Origin of the sequence: Brevibacterium sp. K72 (assembly GCF_050562175.1) — a bacterium.
In the GTDB taxonomy this organism is placed as follows: Bacteria; Actinomycetota; Actinomycetes; order Actinomycetales; family Brevibacteriaceae; genus Brevibacterium; species Brevibacterium casei.
On record NZ_CP191582.1, the window covers coordinates 2669507 to 2684928 of the forward strand.

Genomic DNA, 15422 nt, shown 5'->3' on the forward strand with positions numbered 1-15422 from the left:
GATGACAGACAGCCTCAGGGCCAGTGTGAGCATGCTCGTCGACGAGCATGCGAGGCTGTCCGAGGAGCTCTCCGACCCGGCCGTGCACGCTGATGCCGGCCGGGCCCGGAAGCTCACCCGCAGGTACTCCGAACTCGACCGCATCGTCGCCGCCGCCAAGCGCGTCGATGCCCTCGGCGACGACCTCGCCGCCGCCGAGGAGCTCAGCGCCGAGGATCCCGACCTTGCCGCCGAGGCCGAGCGCCTGCGCACCGAGCAGGCCGAGGCCGAGGCCGAACTCCGCGATCTCCTCGTTCCCCGCGACCCCGACGACGCCCGTGACGCGATCGTCGAGATCAAGGCGGGGGAGGGTGGCGACGAGTCCGCGCTCTTCGCCGGGGACCTGCTGCGGATGTACCAGCGCTGGATCGACTCCCACGGCTGGTCCTCTCAGATCCTCACCGCCACGCACTCCGACCTCGGCGGCTACAAGGACGTCACCCTCGCCGTCAAGGCCGGCGACGACGGCGCCTACGGGTGGCTGAAGTTCGAAGGCGGCGTCCACCGGGTCCAGCGCGTGCCCGTCACGGAGTCCCAGGGACGCATCCACACCTCGGCGGCGGGAGTCCTCGTCTTCCCCGAGGTCGACGAGCCCGAAGAGGTCCGCCTCGAGGAGAACGAGCTGCGCATCGACGTCTACCGGTCCTCGGGACCGGGCGGGCAGTCGGTGAACACGACCGATTCGGCCGTGCGCATCACCCACCTGCCCACGGGCATCACCGCGAGCTGCCAGAACGAGAAGTCGCAGCTGCAGAACAAGGAGGCGGCCCTGCGGATGCTGCGCGCCCGGATCCTGGCCAAGCAGGCCGAGGAGGCGGCGGCGGAGGCCGCTGACATCCGCCGTTCGCAGGTGCGCACCGTCGACCGCTCCGAGCGGATCCGGACGTACAACTTCCCGGAGAACCGCATCACCGACCACCGCACCGGCTTCAAGGCGTACAACCTCGATCAGGTCCTCGCCGGGGACCTCGACCCCGTCGTCGGCTCGAACCGCGACGCCGACCGTGCCGCACGACTCGATGCCCTGGGAGACTGAGCTGGACCCGAGCACCCGCGCGGTCGAACAGGACGTTCCCACCCTGCTCAGGGCAGGAGTGCGCGTCCTCACCGAGGCCGGCGTCCCCTCGCCGGACGCCGATGCCGCCGCGCTGCTCGCCCATGCGTGGGAGGTCGACGAGACAGACCTCTCCCGCAGGCGCCTCTTCGCAGACGCCGTGCCGGCCGAGGTCGCCGCCGGTTTCGCCCGCCTCGTCGCCGAACGCGCGCGCCGCATCCCGCTCCAGCACCTCACCGGAGTCGCCCACTTCCGACGCCTGAGCCTGCGGGTCGGTCCCGGCGTCTTCGTCCCCCGACCGGAGACCGAACTCCTCGTCACCGAGGTCCTCGATCACCTCGCTCACGGCGACGATGGGGCACCCCCGCTCGTCGTCGACCTCTGCTCGGGCTCGGGAGCGATCGCCCTGTCCGTCGCGCTCGAACACCCCGGGGTCCGCGTCATCGGCATCGAACGTGAGGCTCCCGCGCTGTCGTGGTCGCAGTCGAATCTCGTCGACCTCGACCTCGGCACCTCGACCGTCGACCTCCTCGCCGGGGACGCGACGACGGTTTCAGTCGATCACCCGGAACTCGCCGGCACCGTCGACGTCGTCGTGACGAACCCGCCGTATGTCCCCGACGCCGCCGTTCCCCGCGATCCCGAGGTCCGCGATCACGATCCCGCGGCCGCTCTCTACGGGGGCGCCTCGGGACTCGAGCTGCCCGCCCTCCTCATCGCGCAGGCGGTGGTGCTGCTGCGGCCGGGCGGTCTCTTCGTCATGGAGCACGCCGAGGACCAGGGGGCCGGGGTGCGTGAGATCGTCGCCGGCACGCCGGGGCTGAGCGGGGCGGCCACGTTCCCGGACTACACTGGACGCGACCGCTATACGGTGGCCCGTCGCGACTCCGCGGCGTCCCCGATGAGAAACGGAGAATGAGTGTCCCGTCGATTCGACGTCACCCAGGCCGACATCCGCGACCTCGTCCTCGACGAGTGCGCCCGCGTGGTCGAGGCGGGGAACCTCCTCGTCATCCCCACCGACACGGTCTACGGGATCGCAGCCGATGCCTTCAACGCCTCCGCCGTCGCGGCCCTGCTCGCCGCGAAGGGACGCGGACGGGACATGCCGCCTCCGGTGCTCGTGCCGAGGTCGGAGACGGTGTTCGGACTCGTCGACGGCGTCGATGAGACCGTGCTCGCGCTCACCGCGCGGTTCTGGCCGGGACCGCTGACGATCATCGCCGCGGCTCAGCCGTCCCTCGACTGGGATCTCGGGGAGACCCACGGCACCGTCGCCGTGCGCATGCCCGACGACGAGCACGCCCTCGCCCTGCTCTCGCGCACCGGTCCGCTCGCGGTCTCGAGCGCGAACCTCTCCGGCAGACCCGCGGCGACGACCGCCGACGAGGCCCAGGACATGCTCGGCACCGACGTCGAGATCTACCTCGACGGGGAGAGCGCACCTCCGGCCAGTCGTCGACGATCGTCGACCTCTCCGGGGACGTCCCCCGCATCGTCCGCCGGGGACCGATCAGCGCCGAGGAGCTGCGCGAGATCGTCCCCGACCTTGCTGACCTGGACGGCTGAGTGCGCGCCTACCTCTTCATCCTCGTCGTCTCCGCACTGGTGGCGTACCTGCTCACGCCCATGGTCCGGAGAGTCGCCGAACGAGGACTGATCTTCTCGCCCCTGCGCGAACGCGACGTCCACTCCGTTCCCACGCCGAGGCTGGGCGGGGTCGCGATGTTCGGTGCTGTCGTCGTCGGCCTCGTGTTCGCCTCCCAGACTCCGTTCCTCGCCCGGATCTTCGTGGACATGGGGCCGATCATCGGCGTGGCAGGCGCCGCGGCGCTGCTGTGCATCCTTGGCGTCATCGACGACATCTGGGATCTGCACTGGATCACGAAGCTCGCCGGGCAGGCGCTGGCCGCCGGCTTCATGGCGATCAACGGCGTCGCCCTGCTCTCGATCCCCTTCGGTGGAGTGATCATCGGCTCTCCACGGATGTCGATCATCATCACCATCCTCGTCGTCCTCGTGACGATCAACGCCGTGAACTTCGTCGACGGCCTCGACGGTCTCGCCGCGGGCGTCGTCGCGATCGGCGGCAGCGCGTTCTTCATCTACTCGTACTGGCTGGCCACCGACGCCTCGCCGGACTCGTACGCGAACCTCGCCTCGCTCATCATCGCCATCCTCGTCGGTGCGTGCCTCGGTTTCCTCCCGCACAACTTCAATCCCGCCCGCATCTTCATGGGCGATTCGGGCTCGATGCTCATCGGACTCCTGCTGGCCGCCTCGACGATCCGGGTCACCGGTCAGGTCGATCCCGCGCTCATCGGCCAGGAGCGCGTGTTCGCGACGTACCTGCCGATCATCCTTCCCGTCGCCGTGATGTTCCTGCCGCTGCTCGACCTCGGCCTCGCCGTCGTGCGCAGGCTCATGGCAGGACAGTCGCCGTTCTCCGCCGATGCCAAGCACCTCCACCACCGGATGCTCCGGCTCGGCCACTCACACGCCCGGGCCGTCCTCATCCTCTACACGTGGACGGCGCTCATCGCCTTCGGCTCGGTCATGCTCCTCCTCATGCCGGCGCTGCTCGTCATCGCGATCATCGGCACGCTCTTCGCCATTACCCTCGTCTTCACGTTCTACCCGCTGCGGATCCGCCGCCATGCCCGAGAGGAGATCTCGTGACCGATCGACAGCCTGCAGAGGAGACCGCGGTCCAGGCCGCCTGGACCCGCGTGTGGAGGACGATGCTCATCCGCGGGGCGATCCTCGTCGCCGTCGTCGCGGCAGGCGGCATGGGCATCGGATGGCTCGTCGCCGGACCCCGCGGCTTCGCCGGGGGAGCGGTCGGCGGGGGACTGGCAGCGATCTTCATCATCGTCACCCTCGTCATCATGTACGTCGGGCGCAATATGGGCCTGACCGCGATTGCCGGCTTCCTCGGCATGGGCTTCCTCTTCAAGGCGTTCGTCTTCATGATCGTCATCTGGCGGCTCAAGGACGCGGCGTGGCTCGACGGCACGGTGGCGTTCGCGACGATCGTCGTCGCCGTCATCGGATCCTCGCTCGTCGAAGCGCTCACTGTCGTCAGAGGCCGTGTGCCCTACGTCGATCCCGAGGCGGGCACGGGCCGCTGAACACCGGCGACAGGGGGCTGCCAGGGTTCGCACAGCGCAGATCCATGGATTTGTCGGCGCTCTCTACCATTGGTAGAGTAGTTCCGGTGCTGGAGCCGTGTCGCTCCATGTCGCTCCTGAACCGCTCGCCGCGCACTCATCGCGCAGCCGAAGGCCAGGCCATCTTGGGCCAATGACCATGGGAGAGAAACATAAACGTGGGTACACTCAACGCCGCGCAGACAATGATCCAAGCCGCTGAAGGCGGTTTCAAGGCCCCTTCCATGGCGGAGTTCTTTCCCGCACCGTTCGCCTTCGTCGGTACGCCGTTCGAGATGAACCGCGTGATGCTCATCCGCATCCTTGCGACGATCGCCGTCGTCGTCGTCCTCGCGATCTGGGCGAAGCGGATGAAGCTCATCCCGGGCCGCTTCCAGTCGGCCATGGAGCTCGCGATGGAGTTCGTCACCGTCGGCATCGCCGAGGACACGATGGGCAAGGAGAAGGCGAAGAAGTTCATGCCGCTCATCGTGGCGATCTTCTTCGGCGTCCTCTTCTGGAACGTCACGAAGCTCATTCCGTTCCTCAACATGCCCGCCTCCGGCGTCATCGGTCTGCCGATCGTGCTCACCGCGGTCGTCTACATCACCTACCACTGGGCGGGCATCGCGCAGAAGGGCCTCGGCGGCTACCTCAAGGACGCGCTCATCCTTCCGGGCGTTCCGTGGCCGATGCACATCCTCCTCATCCCGATCGAGTTCATCACGAAGTTCGTCACGCAGCCGTTCACGCTCGCGATCCGACTCTTCGCGAACATGATGGTCGGCCACCTCCTCCTCGTCCTCTGCTTCTCCGCGACGAGCTTCTTCCTCTTCGACGCGAGCAACGGCTTCCAGTTCTTCGCGATCCTCACCTTCGCCGGCGGATTCTTCGTCTTCCTCCTCGAGATGCTGGTCGTCGTCCTCCAGGCCTACATCTTCGCCCTGCTCTCGTGCGTGTACATCAACGCCGCCATCTCGGACGACCACTGAGTCGTCCCTCTGAGTCTGTAACCCAGGTGTTACAAGGTCGGGCCAACCCCCCGACCGCCATATGAAAGGAAAAGCATCCTATGGATATGCTCGCTGAAGTCAACGGCAGTATCGCCACCGTCGGATACGGCCTCGCCGCCATCGGCCCCGGTATCGGCGTCGGCATCGTCATCGGCAAGACCATCGAGGGAACCGCTCGCCAGCCCGAGATGGCTGGCACGCTCCGCGGAAACATGTTCCTCGGTATCGCCCTGATCGAGGCGCTGGCCCTCATCGGCATCGCCACCCCGTTCTTCCTGCCCTGATCCGACAGATCCGAAGAGGACTAAACGATGACTCCGGTACAAATCGTTGCAGCGTCTGAGAATCCGCTTCTCCCCGCGCTGTATGACATCGTCTGGAGTGCCGTCTGTCTGCTGATCGTCTTCCTGGTTGTCTGGAAGTACGTCCTCCCCGCCTTCAACAAGACCCTCGACGAGCGCGCTGCGCGCATCCAGGGTGGCATTGAGAAGGCTGAGAAGGTGCAGGCCGAAGCCGATCAGGCTCTGGCCGAATATCAGAAGCAGCTCGCCGACGGTCGTGCGGAAGCCGCACGGCTGCGCGCCGAGGCTCAGGAAGAGGGCGCCCAGATCATCGCCGAGATGAAGGCCCAGGCTCACAGCGAGGCTGACCGCATCATCGCGCAGGCACAGACGCAGATCGATGCCGAACGCCAGTCGGCCATGGTGCAGCTGCGCTCCGAGGTGGGTACGCTCGCCACGGATCTCGCATCGCGCATCGTCGGCGAATCGCTCACCGATGACCAGCGCTCCGCTGGCGTCGTCGATCGCTTCATCGCCGATCTCGAAACGCAGTCGTCCGGCCAGCCGGTCAAGGGGGCGTGATGCTCCAGTCGAGCAGAGTCTCCCTGCAGGCCGTTCTCGAAGCGGCGAACGCTGAGATCTCGGGCGGCAACGCACGCGAGATCGGGCAGTCGCTGCTCGGCGTCGTCGGCGTCCTCGCCGACAACCTCGGCCTGCGCAAGGCACTCGCGGACTCCTCGGAGCCCGCGGAGAAGAAGCAGGGTCTGCTGCAGGCCGTGTTCGGCGCTCAGATCTTCGAGGCGGCGCTGCGCATCGCCTCGGTGGCCGTGTCTCAGCGCTGGGCGCGCACGCAGGACTTCGTCACCAGCCTCGAGGTCGCCGGCGTCACGGCGATCGCCGCGGCTGCGCAGGAGGTCGGCCAGCTCGGTCAGGTCGAAGAGGAGCTCTTCCGCTTCGCCCGACTCCTCGAGTCCGACCATGAGCTCGCCCGCGCACTCGACTCCGATGCCGGTGCCGACGCGAAGCGCGCCCTCGTGGCCGATCTGCTCGCAGGTCGGGCCGAGCCCGACACGGTCACCCTCGTCGACCACGCTGCGGTGCACCCTCGCGGACTTCGCGTGGCGATCGCGCTCGACCACTTCAGCGACATCCTCGCCGCTCGCCAGCAGCGTTCCGTCGCCGAGGTCACCGTGGCCGCGCCGCTGAGCCAGCAGCAGACCGAGCGTCTCGCCGCTGCTCTGGCGAAGAACTACGGTCGCGAACTCGTCCTCAACGTCCAGGTCGATCCCGAGGTCATCGGGGGCGTTCGGGTGCAGGTGGGCGACGAGGTGATGAATTCGACCATTGCGGATCGCCTCGCAGAGGTCCAGCGCAAACTCGCAAGCTGATTCGCCAGCCGGCAGATCCGGCGGCACAGGCGGCCCCCCGGTCGCCGGACACACGTTCTGAGTAAAGGAAGCAGGGAAACCACAATGGCGGAACTGACAATTCGCCCGGAGGAGATCCGGGACGCTCTGGGGAAGTTCGTTGAGTCGTACAACCCCGAGAGCTCGGAGAAGACCGAGGTCGGCAAGGTCGTCACCGCTGGTGACGGCATCGCCCACGTCTCGGGTCTGCCGGGCACCATGGCCAACGAGCTCCTCCGGTTCGAAGACGGCACTCTGGGTCTGGCCCAGAACCTCGACGAGCGCGAGATCGGCGTCGTCGTCCTCGGCGACTTCGCAGGCATCGCCGAGGAGCAGGACGTCTACCGCACCGGTGAGGTCCTCTCGATCCCCGTCGGCGACGGCTACCTCGGCCGCGTCGTCGACCCGCTCGGTCGTCCGCTCGACGGCCTCGGTGAGGTCGAGACCGAAGGACGTCGTGAGCTCGAGCTCCAGGCGCCGGGCGTCATGGACCGCCAGGAAGTCCGCCAGCCGCTCCAGACCGGATACAAGGCCGTCGACGCCATGATCCCGATCGGCCGCGGTCAGCGTCAGCTCATCATCGGCGACCGCAAGACCGGTAAGACCGCTCTGGCGATTGACACGATCATCAACCAGCGTGACGCCTGGGCCACCGGCGACCCCTCGCAGCAGGTCCGCTGCATCTACGTCGCCGTCGGCCAGAAGGGCTCGACCGTCGCCAACGTCCGCCGCGCTCTCGAAGAGAACGGCGCGCTCGAGTACACGACGATCGTCTCCGCTCCGGCGTCCGACCCGGCCGGCTTCAAGTACCTCGCCCCCTACTCCGGTTCGGCCATCGGCCAGCACTGGATGTACAACGGCAAGCACGTCCTCATCGTCTTCGACGACCTCTCGAAGCAGGCCGAGGCCTACCGCGCCGTCTCCCTCCTGCTCCGCCGCCCGCCGGGCCGCGAAGCCTACCCGGGTGACGTCTTCTACCTTCACTCGCGCCTCCTCGAGCGCTGTGCGAAGCTCTCCGACGCCCTTGGTGCCGGATCGATGACCGGTCTGCCGATCATCGAGACCAAGGCCAACGACGTCGGCGCGTTCATCCCGACCAACGTCATCTCGATCACCGACGGACAGATCTTCCTCCAGTCGGATCTGTTCAACTCCGGTCAGCGTCCCGCTGTCGACGTCGGCGTCTCGGTCTCCCGAGTCGGCGGTGCCGCGCAGACCAAGGCGCTCAAGAGCGTCTCCGGTACGCTCAAGCTCTCGCTCGCGCAGTACCGTTCGCTCGAGGCGTTCGCGATGTTCGCCTCCGACCTCGACGATGCGACCAAGCGCGACCTCGCCCGCGGCGCTCGGCTCATGGAGCTGCTCAAGCAGCCCCAGTACTCGCCGATGCCGTTCGAGAAGCAGACCGTGTCGATCTTCGCCGGCACCAACGGCTACCTCGACGATATCGCCGTCGACGACGTCCTGCGCTGGGAGGCCGAACTGCTCGACACCCTCGAACGCAAGACCGAGATCCTCACCGTCATCCGCGAGACCAAGAAGCTCGAGGACGATGTCCGTGAGCAGCTCGAGAAGGCGCTCAAGGAGTTCAACGAGAACTGGGTCGCCGACGAGAACCAGGGTTCGCGCGCGGGCACCGAGGACTCGTCCGTGGCCTCGTCCGATGAGGTCGAGCAGGAGCAGATCGTTCGGCAGAAGCGTTGAGGCGCGTCTGTAACGGCGAAAGGAAGAACTGATGGGAGCCCAGCAGAGGGTCTTCAAACAGAAGATCCGCTCGACTCAGTCCTTGAGGAAGATCTTCAAGGCCATGGAGCTCATCGCCGCGTCCCGGATCCAGAAGGCGATCGCGCGTTCGCAGGCGGCCAGCCCGTATGCCAACGCGCTGACCCGCGCCGTCTCGGCTGTCGCCAGCGAGTCCGACGTCGATCATGTGCTCACGACGGAACCGGACCATGTCACCCGCGCGGCGGTGCTCGTCATCGGTCCGGACCGGGGCTTCGCCGGAGCCTATTCCGCCAACCTCATCCGTGAGGCCGAAGAGCTCGTGCGGCTGTTGGGCCAGGAGGGCAAAGAGGTCGCACTCTTCACGGTCGGCGGCAAGGCTGAGAGCTACTACACGTTCCGTGATCGTCCGATCGTCGAGGCCTGGACCGGGTTCTCCGAGAACCCGACCGCCGAAGACGCCCGGAGGATCGGCGAAGCGCTGCTCAAGGCGTTCGAGGCGGATGCCGACAACGGCGGAGTGCAGGAGATCTACATGGTCTTCACGCGGTTCGTCTCCTCGGTCAAGCACGACCCGGAGTACCGGCGTCTGCTGCCCCTCGAGGTCGTCGACGCCGACGAGGCGACCACCTCGGCGACTGCGTCGGGATCCTCAGGTGCGGGCAGCATGCCGCTCTACGAGTTCGAGCCGAGCGCGGAGGCCGTCCTCGACGCCCTCCTGCCGCGGTACATCGACTCGCGGATCCTCTCGGCGCTGCTCTCGGCCTCGGCCTCGGAGCAGGCATCGCGTCAGGCGGCGATGAAGACGGCGACGGACAACGCCGACGACCTCATCAAGACCTACACCCGGCTGGCCAACACGGCCCGTCAGGCGGAAATCACCCAGGAACTCACCGAGATCGTCGGTGGGGCCGACGCCCTTGCGGCATCGGCAGCCGGCGACTGACCGGTACGAGCAGAGAAGAAAGAGACCATGACTGCCACAGTTACGGATAACTCCCCGGCACAGGGCACAGCCCTCGGTCGCATTTCCCGGGTCATCGGCCCGGTCGTCGACGTCGAGTTCCCGCTCGATTCCGTGCCGGAGATCTACAACGCCCTGACCACGACCGTGGAACTCGCCGAGGGAACGCGCAAGCTCACCTTCGAGACCAGCCTCCACCTCGGCAACGGCATCGTTCGCGCCGTCTCCCTGCAGCCGACCGACGGACTCGTCCGCGGCCAGGAGGTCACCGACACCGGTTCGCCGATCACGGTGCCCGTCGGCGACGTCACCAAGGGACATGTGTGGAACACGACCGGCGACTGCCTCAACCTCGCCGAGGGTGAGACGCTCGACATCAAGGAGCGCTGGCCGATCCACCGTCCGGCTCCGGCCTTCGACGAACTCGAGTCGAAGCAGGAGGTCCTCGAGACCGGCATCAAGAGCATCGACCTGCTCACCCCGTACGTCCAGGGTGGGAAGATCGGCCTCTTCGGCGGCGCGGGTGTGGGCAAGACCGTCCTCATCCAGGAGATGATCTACCGCATCGCGCACAATCACTCGGGCACCTCGGTGTTCGCCGGTGTCGGTGAGCGCACCCGTGAGGGCAACGACCTCATCTTCGAGATGGACGAAGCCGGCGTCTTCGGTGACACCGCTCTCGTCTTCGGTCAGATGGACGAGCCGCCGGGCACGCGTCTGCGCGTCGCGCTGGCCGGGCTGACGATGGCGGAGTACTTCCGCGATGTCGAGAACCAGGACGTCCTCCTGTTCATCGACAACATCTTCCGCTTCACCCAGGCCGGCTCCGAGGTCTCGACCCTGCTGGGTCGCATGCCCTCGGCCGTGGGCTACCAGCCCAACCTCGCCGACGAGATGGGTGTGCTCCAGGAGCGCATCACCTCGACGCGCGGTCACTCGATCACCTCGATGCAGGCGATCTACGTCCCGGCCGACGACTACACCGACCCGGCTCCGGCGACGACCTTCGCCCACCTCGATGCGACGACCGAGCTCAACCGCGACATCGCCTCGCGCGGTCTCTACCCCGCGATCGATCCGCTGACCTCGTCCTCGCGCATCCTCGACCCGCTCGTCGTGGGTGAGGAGCACTACCGCGTGGCCAACGAGGTCAAGGCGATCCTGCAGAAGAACAAGGAGCTGCAGGACATCATCGCCATCCTCGGCGTCGACGAGCTCTCGGAAGAGGACAAGCTCGTCGTCCACCGTGCGCGTCGCATCGAGCAGTTCCTGTCGCAGAACACGTACACCGCTGAGAAGTTCACCGGTGTCCCGGGTTCGACCGTTCCCGTCGCCGACACCGTCGCGGGCTTCGCGAAGATCGTCTCCGGCGAGGTCGACTACATCCCGGAGCAGTGCTTCTTCAACGTCGGCGGCATGGACGATGTCATGCGCAACTACGAAGAAATGCAGAAGAAGTAAGCCATGGCTGTCCTCGATGTCAACGTCGTCGCAGCCGACCAGGAGGTTTGGGTCGGCGAGGCCAAGCGCGTCGTCGCCCGCACCCTGGAAGGCGAGATCGGCATCCTGCCTGGTCACGAACCCGTTCTCGGTGTCGTGGCCGATGGTGAGGCGAGGATTCTCACGACCTCGGATCAGACGATCCGGGTCCAGGCCGACGGGGGCTTCCTCTCGGTCGAGAACAATCGCGTCATCATCGCGGCTGATCAGGCCGAACTTCTCTGAACAGTCAATTACACTTGGCAAACGTGAACCCTTCTGTCCTGCTGATCGTTCTGCTCTCGTTGGTGGGACTGGCGCTTGCCCTCATCGTCGTCGTGACGATCAGGCGCAGGTCGATCTCCAAGCTGTCAGGTGCGTTCGACTGCTCCATCAACGTGGGCGAGGAATCCAGTTCCCGCCCACGTTGGCGTTTGGGCGTCGCGGTGTTCGCCGTGTCCTCTCTGGACTGGTATCCCGTGTTCGCCCTCAACCGGCGCGCGGCCGTGAGACTGCCGCGCGCCGATCTCGACATCCTCGTCCGACGCAAACCGACGTCGGGGGAGCAGTACTCCGTCCTTCCCGATGCCGTCGTCGTCGACTGCTCCTACGGGAAGGCGAACGGGAGGCCGCGCTCGGTCTCCCTGGCGATGGACACCGAGTCCCTGTCGACGATGGCCTCGTGGCTCGAGTCCTCGCCGCCCGGCTTCAATCCGACGATGGGACGGTTCACCTGATGGAAGTCCTCCGCCTGACCGGTCCGACGCAGCTGCGCGGCACCGTCGACGTCAGGGGCGCGAAGAACAGCGTCCTCAAGCTCATGGCGGCGAGCCTGCTCGCTGTGGGACGCACGACGATCACCAACGTTCCCGCGATCCTCGACGTGAGGATCATGGTCGAACTCCTCAGCCGCCTCGGCTGCACCGTCGACTACGATGCCGAGGCCGGCACCGTGAGCATCGACGTCCCCGCCGAGGTGGGGATCCAGGCCGACTACGAACTCGTCCGCGCGATGCGGGCCTCGATCTCCGTCCTCGGCCCGCTGACCGCGCGGATGCGCGCAGCCCACGTGGCCCTGCCCGGCGGCGACGCGATCGGCTCGCGCGGTCTCGACATGCACCAGGCCGGACTCGAGGCGCTCGGCGCCCAGGTCCGGCTTGACCACGGCTACTTCGTCGCCGAGGCCCCGACGGGGCTGACCGGCACGGACATCGCGCTCGACTTCCCGTCGGTGGGTGCCACCGAGAACCTCGTCATGGCGGCAACCCTGGCGCAGGGGACGACGACGGTCGCGAACGCCGCGAAGGAACCGGAGATCGTCGACATCTGCCTCATGCTCGTCCAGATGGGTGCCCGGATCGAGGGCATCGGGACGGCGGAGCTCACCATCACCGGTGTCGACGAGCTGCACCCCGTCGACCACCGCACGGTCGGGGACCGGATCGTCGCCGGAACCTACGCCTTCGCCGCCGCGCTGAGCGCCGGCGACGTCGTCGTGCGGGGTGTCGGACTCGAGATCATGCCCAATGTCGCCATCAAACTCCGCGATGCCGGCGCGACGGTCGACGACCTCGGCGAGGTCGAACTCGGCGACGGGACGCTCGGGCGCGCGTTCCGCGTCGTCGGGCCGCAGCGTCCGCACGCGATCAGGGTCGCGACGATGCCGTTCCCCGGCTTCCCGACCGACCTCCAACCCTTCGTCATCGCGCTCAACTCCGTCTCCGACGGCGTCGGCCTGCTCTCGGAGAACCTCTTCGAGGCCCGGTGGCGTTTCGTCCAGGAGGTCGCCCGCCTCGGTGCGAAGGTCCGGATCGACGGCAACCACGCCCTGGTCACGGGGGTCGAGGAGCTCTCCGGCGCCGAGGTGGAGGCCTCGGACATCCGCGCCGGTGCCGGGCTCGTCCTCGCCGGGCTCAGGGCCTCCGGCGTCACCGAGGTCTCCGGCGTCGACCACATCGACCGCGGCTACGAGGGCTTCGTCGACAAGCTCCGGGCGCTCGGCGCCGACGTCGAGCGCGTCACCCGCGCCGACGGTCTCAGCTTCGACTGAGCGGGGTCACCCGGGGCAGCGACTCACGTGGCGGCGACTGACGTGGCGGCGACTGAGCGCCCGCGAACGGGCCGCCTGTCACAGCTTCGACTGAGCGCCCACTCGCTCGGTCGCCCGTCGTTCAAGCCCTTCAGCACTTTTCGACACTCCCAGCACTTCCGCACGCTCACTCCAGGCTCAGCGCGGATCGCCGGTGTTGCACGACTGGCTATCCGCGCTGCGCCTGGACCGACACCACCCGGGCGCTCACTCCAGGCTGAGCGCGGATCGCCGGTGTTGCACGACTGGCTATCCGCGCTGCGCCTGGACCGACACCACCGGCGTACTCGTGCCGGTTGACTGTCCACAGGTGCGTTCGATGCTCAGTGGTTATCCACAGGGCGTTTTGAGCCTCTTGCGGTCCGGATGCCTTCTCGTCCATCCTCGATTGCATGTTTGCGTGCTTGGAGACTTCGGATCTGGTGGCGGCAGGCTGGAACAGCCATCAGATCAGATCTGCCGTCGATTGCTGCCTGCGGCGACTCCGGCGGGGACGATACGTTGTCACGCGTGCGTGCGACAATCCGTCGCACGCCTTCGTCGCAGCGATCGCGGAGGCGGAGGAGACCGCGTTGCCCCATGAGACCGCGGGGATGCTCAAGCGCGGAGAGGATCTGAGGATTCTCGTCCGGTCATTCGTCCCCGATCTGCCGCACGACGCAGTGTTCTCCCATCGCAGTGCACTGCTCGTCCACGGCCTGCCCGTGCCGTATGTCGATAAGGGTGAGGTGTACGTCGAGGTCGCGAGCCCGCGCAGCTCGGTCCGCCAGAGGGATCTCGTGGTCCGTCGACGGGCCCTGCAGCCCGACACCATGGAGATCGTCGAAGGGATTCCGGTGACGACGGTGGTGCAGACGCTCCTCGATGTCGCCAGGGATTGTCCGTTGGCGTTCGCCGTGGCTGTTGCGGATGCCGCGGTGCACTTGGGGCGGGTGACTCTCGAGGAGTTCCGAGCGCACCAGGCGGCGCATCCTGTGCGGACCCGCCAGTCGCGGATCACAGCGGTGCTGGAGAACATCGACGGACGGCGTGAAACGGTGGCGGAGTCGATCTGCGCCGTTCGATTCGTCGAGTATTCGATACCGGGGTTCGAGCCGCAACTCGTCGTCTGCGACGCCGATGGTCGCTTCCTCGCTCGGTCCGACTTCGGCAACGAGGCGGTCAAGGTCATTGCCGAGTTCGATGGCGCCGGCAAGTACTACATCGATGACGGTGATCCGCACCGAGCCTTCGAACGCGAACGGAAGCGGGAATACGCTCTGCGGAACAAGGGGTGGATGGTCTTCCGCATTCGATGGGCCGATCTCTTCAGCGCAGACCTCTTCCTCAGGATCAAAGAGGCGGTGCGGATCCGCGAGACGGAGATCGCCGCTCGAGACCGACTCGCAGGCCCGATGCAAGGCGCGCAGTGAGGGCGATCCAGTCGTCAGTCAAGGGGCAGCGCGGATAGCAGGCGATGCTCGGCCGGCTATCCGCGCTGCGCCTTGACCGAGCGATGGCGCGGGCCGGGAGAGGAGACGCGTGTTCAGAAGAGGCGGGTCTCCGGATCGTCCATCCCGCGCAGCGCATCGTAGTCGAGGACGACGCAGCGGATGCCGCGGTCCTCGGCGAGGGTGCGTGCCTGCGGTTTGATCTCCTGCGCGGCGAAGACGCCGGTGACGGGGGAGAGGAGCGGATCTCGGTTCATCAGTTCGAGGTAGCGGGTGAGCTGTTCGACGCCGTCGATGTCGCCCCGCCGTTTGATCTCAACGGCCACCGACTTCTGGGTCGCATCGCGGGCGAGGATGTCGACCGGACCGATCGCCGTCATGAATTCGCGGCGGACGAGGCTGTATCCCGTGCCGAGAGTATGGATGTGTTCGGCGAGGAGTTCCTGGAGATGCGCTTCGACTCCGTCCTTGACGAGACCGGGATCGACGCCGAGGTCGTGGCTCGTGTCCGAGAGCACCTCAGTGATCGAGATGACGAGTCGGTCGCCGGTCTTCGTCTGCGAGACCGTCCAGATCTCGCTCAGACCTGCTTCGGCCTGCTCGTCGGTCGGCTCGGCCACCTGGACGGCGCACGGGGGGGTCATCCAGTTGAGCGGCTTGTACGACCCGCCGTCGGAGTGGATGAGGATCGACCCGTCGGACTTGAGCATGATGAGACGGGTGGCCAGGGGCAGATGCGCGGTCAGACGACCGGCATAATCGACAGAGCATTCAGCTATCACGAGACGCACGCGTCCCA

16 protein-coding genes and 1 pseudogene are annotated in these 15422 nt (G+C 66.9%); 16 read left to right on the forward strand and 1 reads right to left on the reverse strand.

Annotated features, from left to right (window positions below; all coding sequences use genetic code 11):
* Position 1: 1 nt before the first annotated feature.
* The 16 genes and pseudogenes from prfA (at position 2) to ACQ1RG_RS12030 (ending at position 14605) form a co-directional block, all read left to right on the forward strand.
* Positions 2-1075, forward strand: a complete 1074-nt coding sequence (prfA, locus tag ACQ1RG_RS11955) for a peptide chain release factor 1 (protein ID WP_063249734.1) — start codon at positions 2-4, stop codon at positions 1073-1075.
* Positions 1059-2012 (forward strand): peptide chain release factor N(5)-glutamine methyltransferase, encoded by a 954-nt coding sequence (gene prmC, locus ACQ1RG_RS11960; protein WP_009375299.1) that lies wholly within the window; start codon positions 1059-1061, stop codon positions 2010-2012. The genes prfA and prmC overlap by 17 nt, the downstream gene beginning before the upstream one ends.
* Positions 2013-2662 (forward strand): annotated as a pseudogene (locus ACQ1RG_RS11965) (L-threonylcarbamoyladenylate synthase).
* Positions 2663-3772, forward strand: coding sequence for an MraY family glycosyltransferase (locus ACQ1RG_RS11970; RefSeq protein WP_009375302.1), 1110 nt, complete (start codon positions 2663-2665; stop codon positions 3770-3772).
* Positions 3769-4224, forward strand: a complete 456-nt coding sequence (locus ACQ1RG_RS11975; protein ID WP_009375304.1) for a hypothetical protein — start codon at positions 3769-3771, stop codon at positions 4222-4224. Before ACQ1RG_RS11970 ends, ACQ1RG_RS11975 begins: the two co-directional genes overlap by 4 nt.
* Before the next feature lie 263 nt (positions 4225-4487).
* On the forward strand, positions 4488-5234 hold the full coding sequence (atpB, locus tag ACQ1RG_RS11980; protein ID WP_009375306.1) for a F0F1 ATP synthase subunit A: 747 nt from the start codon (positions 4488-4490) through the stop codon (positions 5232-5234).
* 80 nt (positions 5235-5314) lie between these two features.
* Entirely contained in the window at positions 5315-5539 is a 225-nt protein-coding gene (gene atpE / locus ACQ1RG_RS11985) for a F0F1 ATP synthase subunit C (RefSeq protein ID WP_009375307.1), read from the forward strand.
* A 27-nt stretch (positions 5540-5566) separates the two neighbouring features.
* Positions 5567-6118, forward strand: coding sequence for a F0F1 ATP synthase subunit B (locus tag ACQ1RG_RS11990; protein WP_009375315.1), 552 nt, complete (start codon positions 5567-5569; stop codon positions 6116-6118).
* Positions 6118-6924: a F0F1 ATP synthase subunit delta gene (locus ACQ1RG_RS11995; protein WP_009375317.1), complete on the forward strand. Its 807-nt coding sequence runs from the start codon at positions 6118-6120 to the stop codon at positions 6922-6924. The genes ACQ1RG_RS11990 and ACQ1RG_RS11995 overlap by 1 nt, the downstream gene beginning before the upstream one ends.
* 84 nt (positions 6925-7008) lie before the next feature.
* Positions 7009-8643: a F0F1 ATP synthase subunit alpha gene (atpA, locus tag ACQ1RG_RS12000; protein ID WP_009375319.1), complete on the forward strand. Its 1635-nt coding sequence runs from the start codon at positions 7009-7011 to the stop codon at positions 8641-8643.
* Between the two features lie 31 nt (positions 8644-8674).
* Positions 8675-9607 carry a F0F1 ATP synthase subunit gamma gene (locus ACQ1RG_RS12005; protein ID WP_009375321.1) on the forward strand — a complete coding sequence of 311 codons (933 nt, stop codon included), beginning with the start codon at positions 8675-8677 and terminating at the stop codon, positions 9605-9607.
* 27 nt (positions 9608-9634) lie between these two features.
* Complete coding sequence (atpD, locus tag ACQ1RG_RS12010) at positions 9635-11086, forward strand: F0F1 ATP synthase subunit beta (protein ID WP_009375323.1); 1452 nt, start codon at positions 9635-9637, stop codon at positions 11084-11086.
* 3 nt (positions 11087-11089) lie between these two features.
* The gene (locus tag ACQ1RG_RS12015; RefSeq protein ID WP_009375325.1) at positions 11090-11350 is read left to right on the forward strand and encodes a F0F1 ATP synthase subunit epsilon; all 261 of its coding nucleotides are present in this window, start codon (positions 11090-11092) and stop codon (positions 11348-11350) included.
* A 23-nt stretch (positions 11351-11373) separates the two neighbouring features.
* On the forward strand, positions 11374-11841 hold the full coding sequence (locus ACQ1RG_RS12020) for a DUF2550 domain-containing protein (protein WP_040340974.1): 468 nt from the start codon (positions 11374-11376) through the stop codon (positions 11839-11841).
* Positions 11841-13154, forward strand: coding sequence for a UDP-N-acetylglucosamine 1-carboxyvinyltransferase (gene murA / locus ACQ1RG_RS12025; protein ID WP_009375329.1), 1314 nt, complete (start codon positions 11841-11843; stop codon positions 13152-13154). Before ACQ1RG_RS12020 ends, murA begins: the two co-directional genes overlap by 1 nt.
* Positions 13155-13597: 443 nt before the next feature.
* Positions 13598-14605, forward strand: coding sequence for a hypothetical protein (locus ACQ1RG_RS12030; protein WP_131248537.1), 1008 nt, complete (start codon positions 13598-13600; stop codon positions 14603-14605).
* Positions 14606-14718: 113 nt separating this feature from the next.
* On the opposite strand, the gene nucS is transcribed toward ACQ1RG_RS12030, so the two are convergent.
* The gene (nucS, locus tag ACQ1RG_RS12035) at positions 14719-15414 is read right to left on the reverse strand and encodes an endonuclease NucS (RefSeq protein ID WP_009375331.1); all 696 of its coding nucleotides are present in this window, start codon (positions 15412-15414) and stop codon (positions 14719-14721) included.
* Positions 15415-15422: the final 8 nt, after the last annotated feature.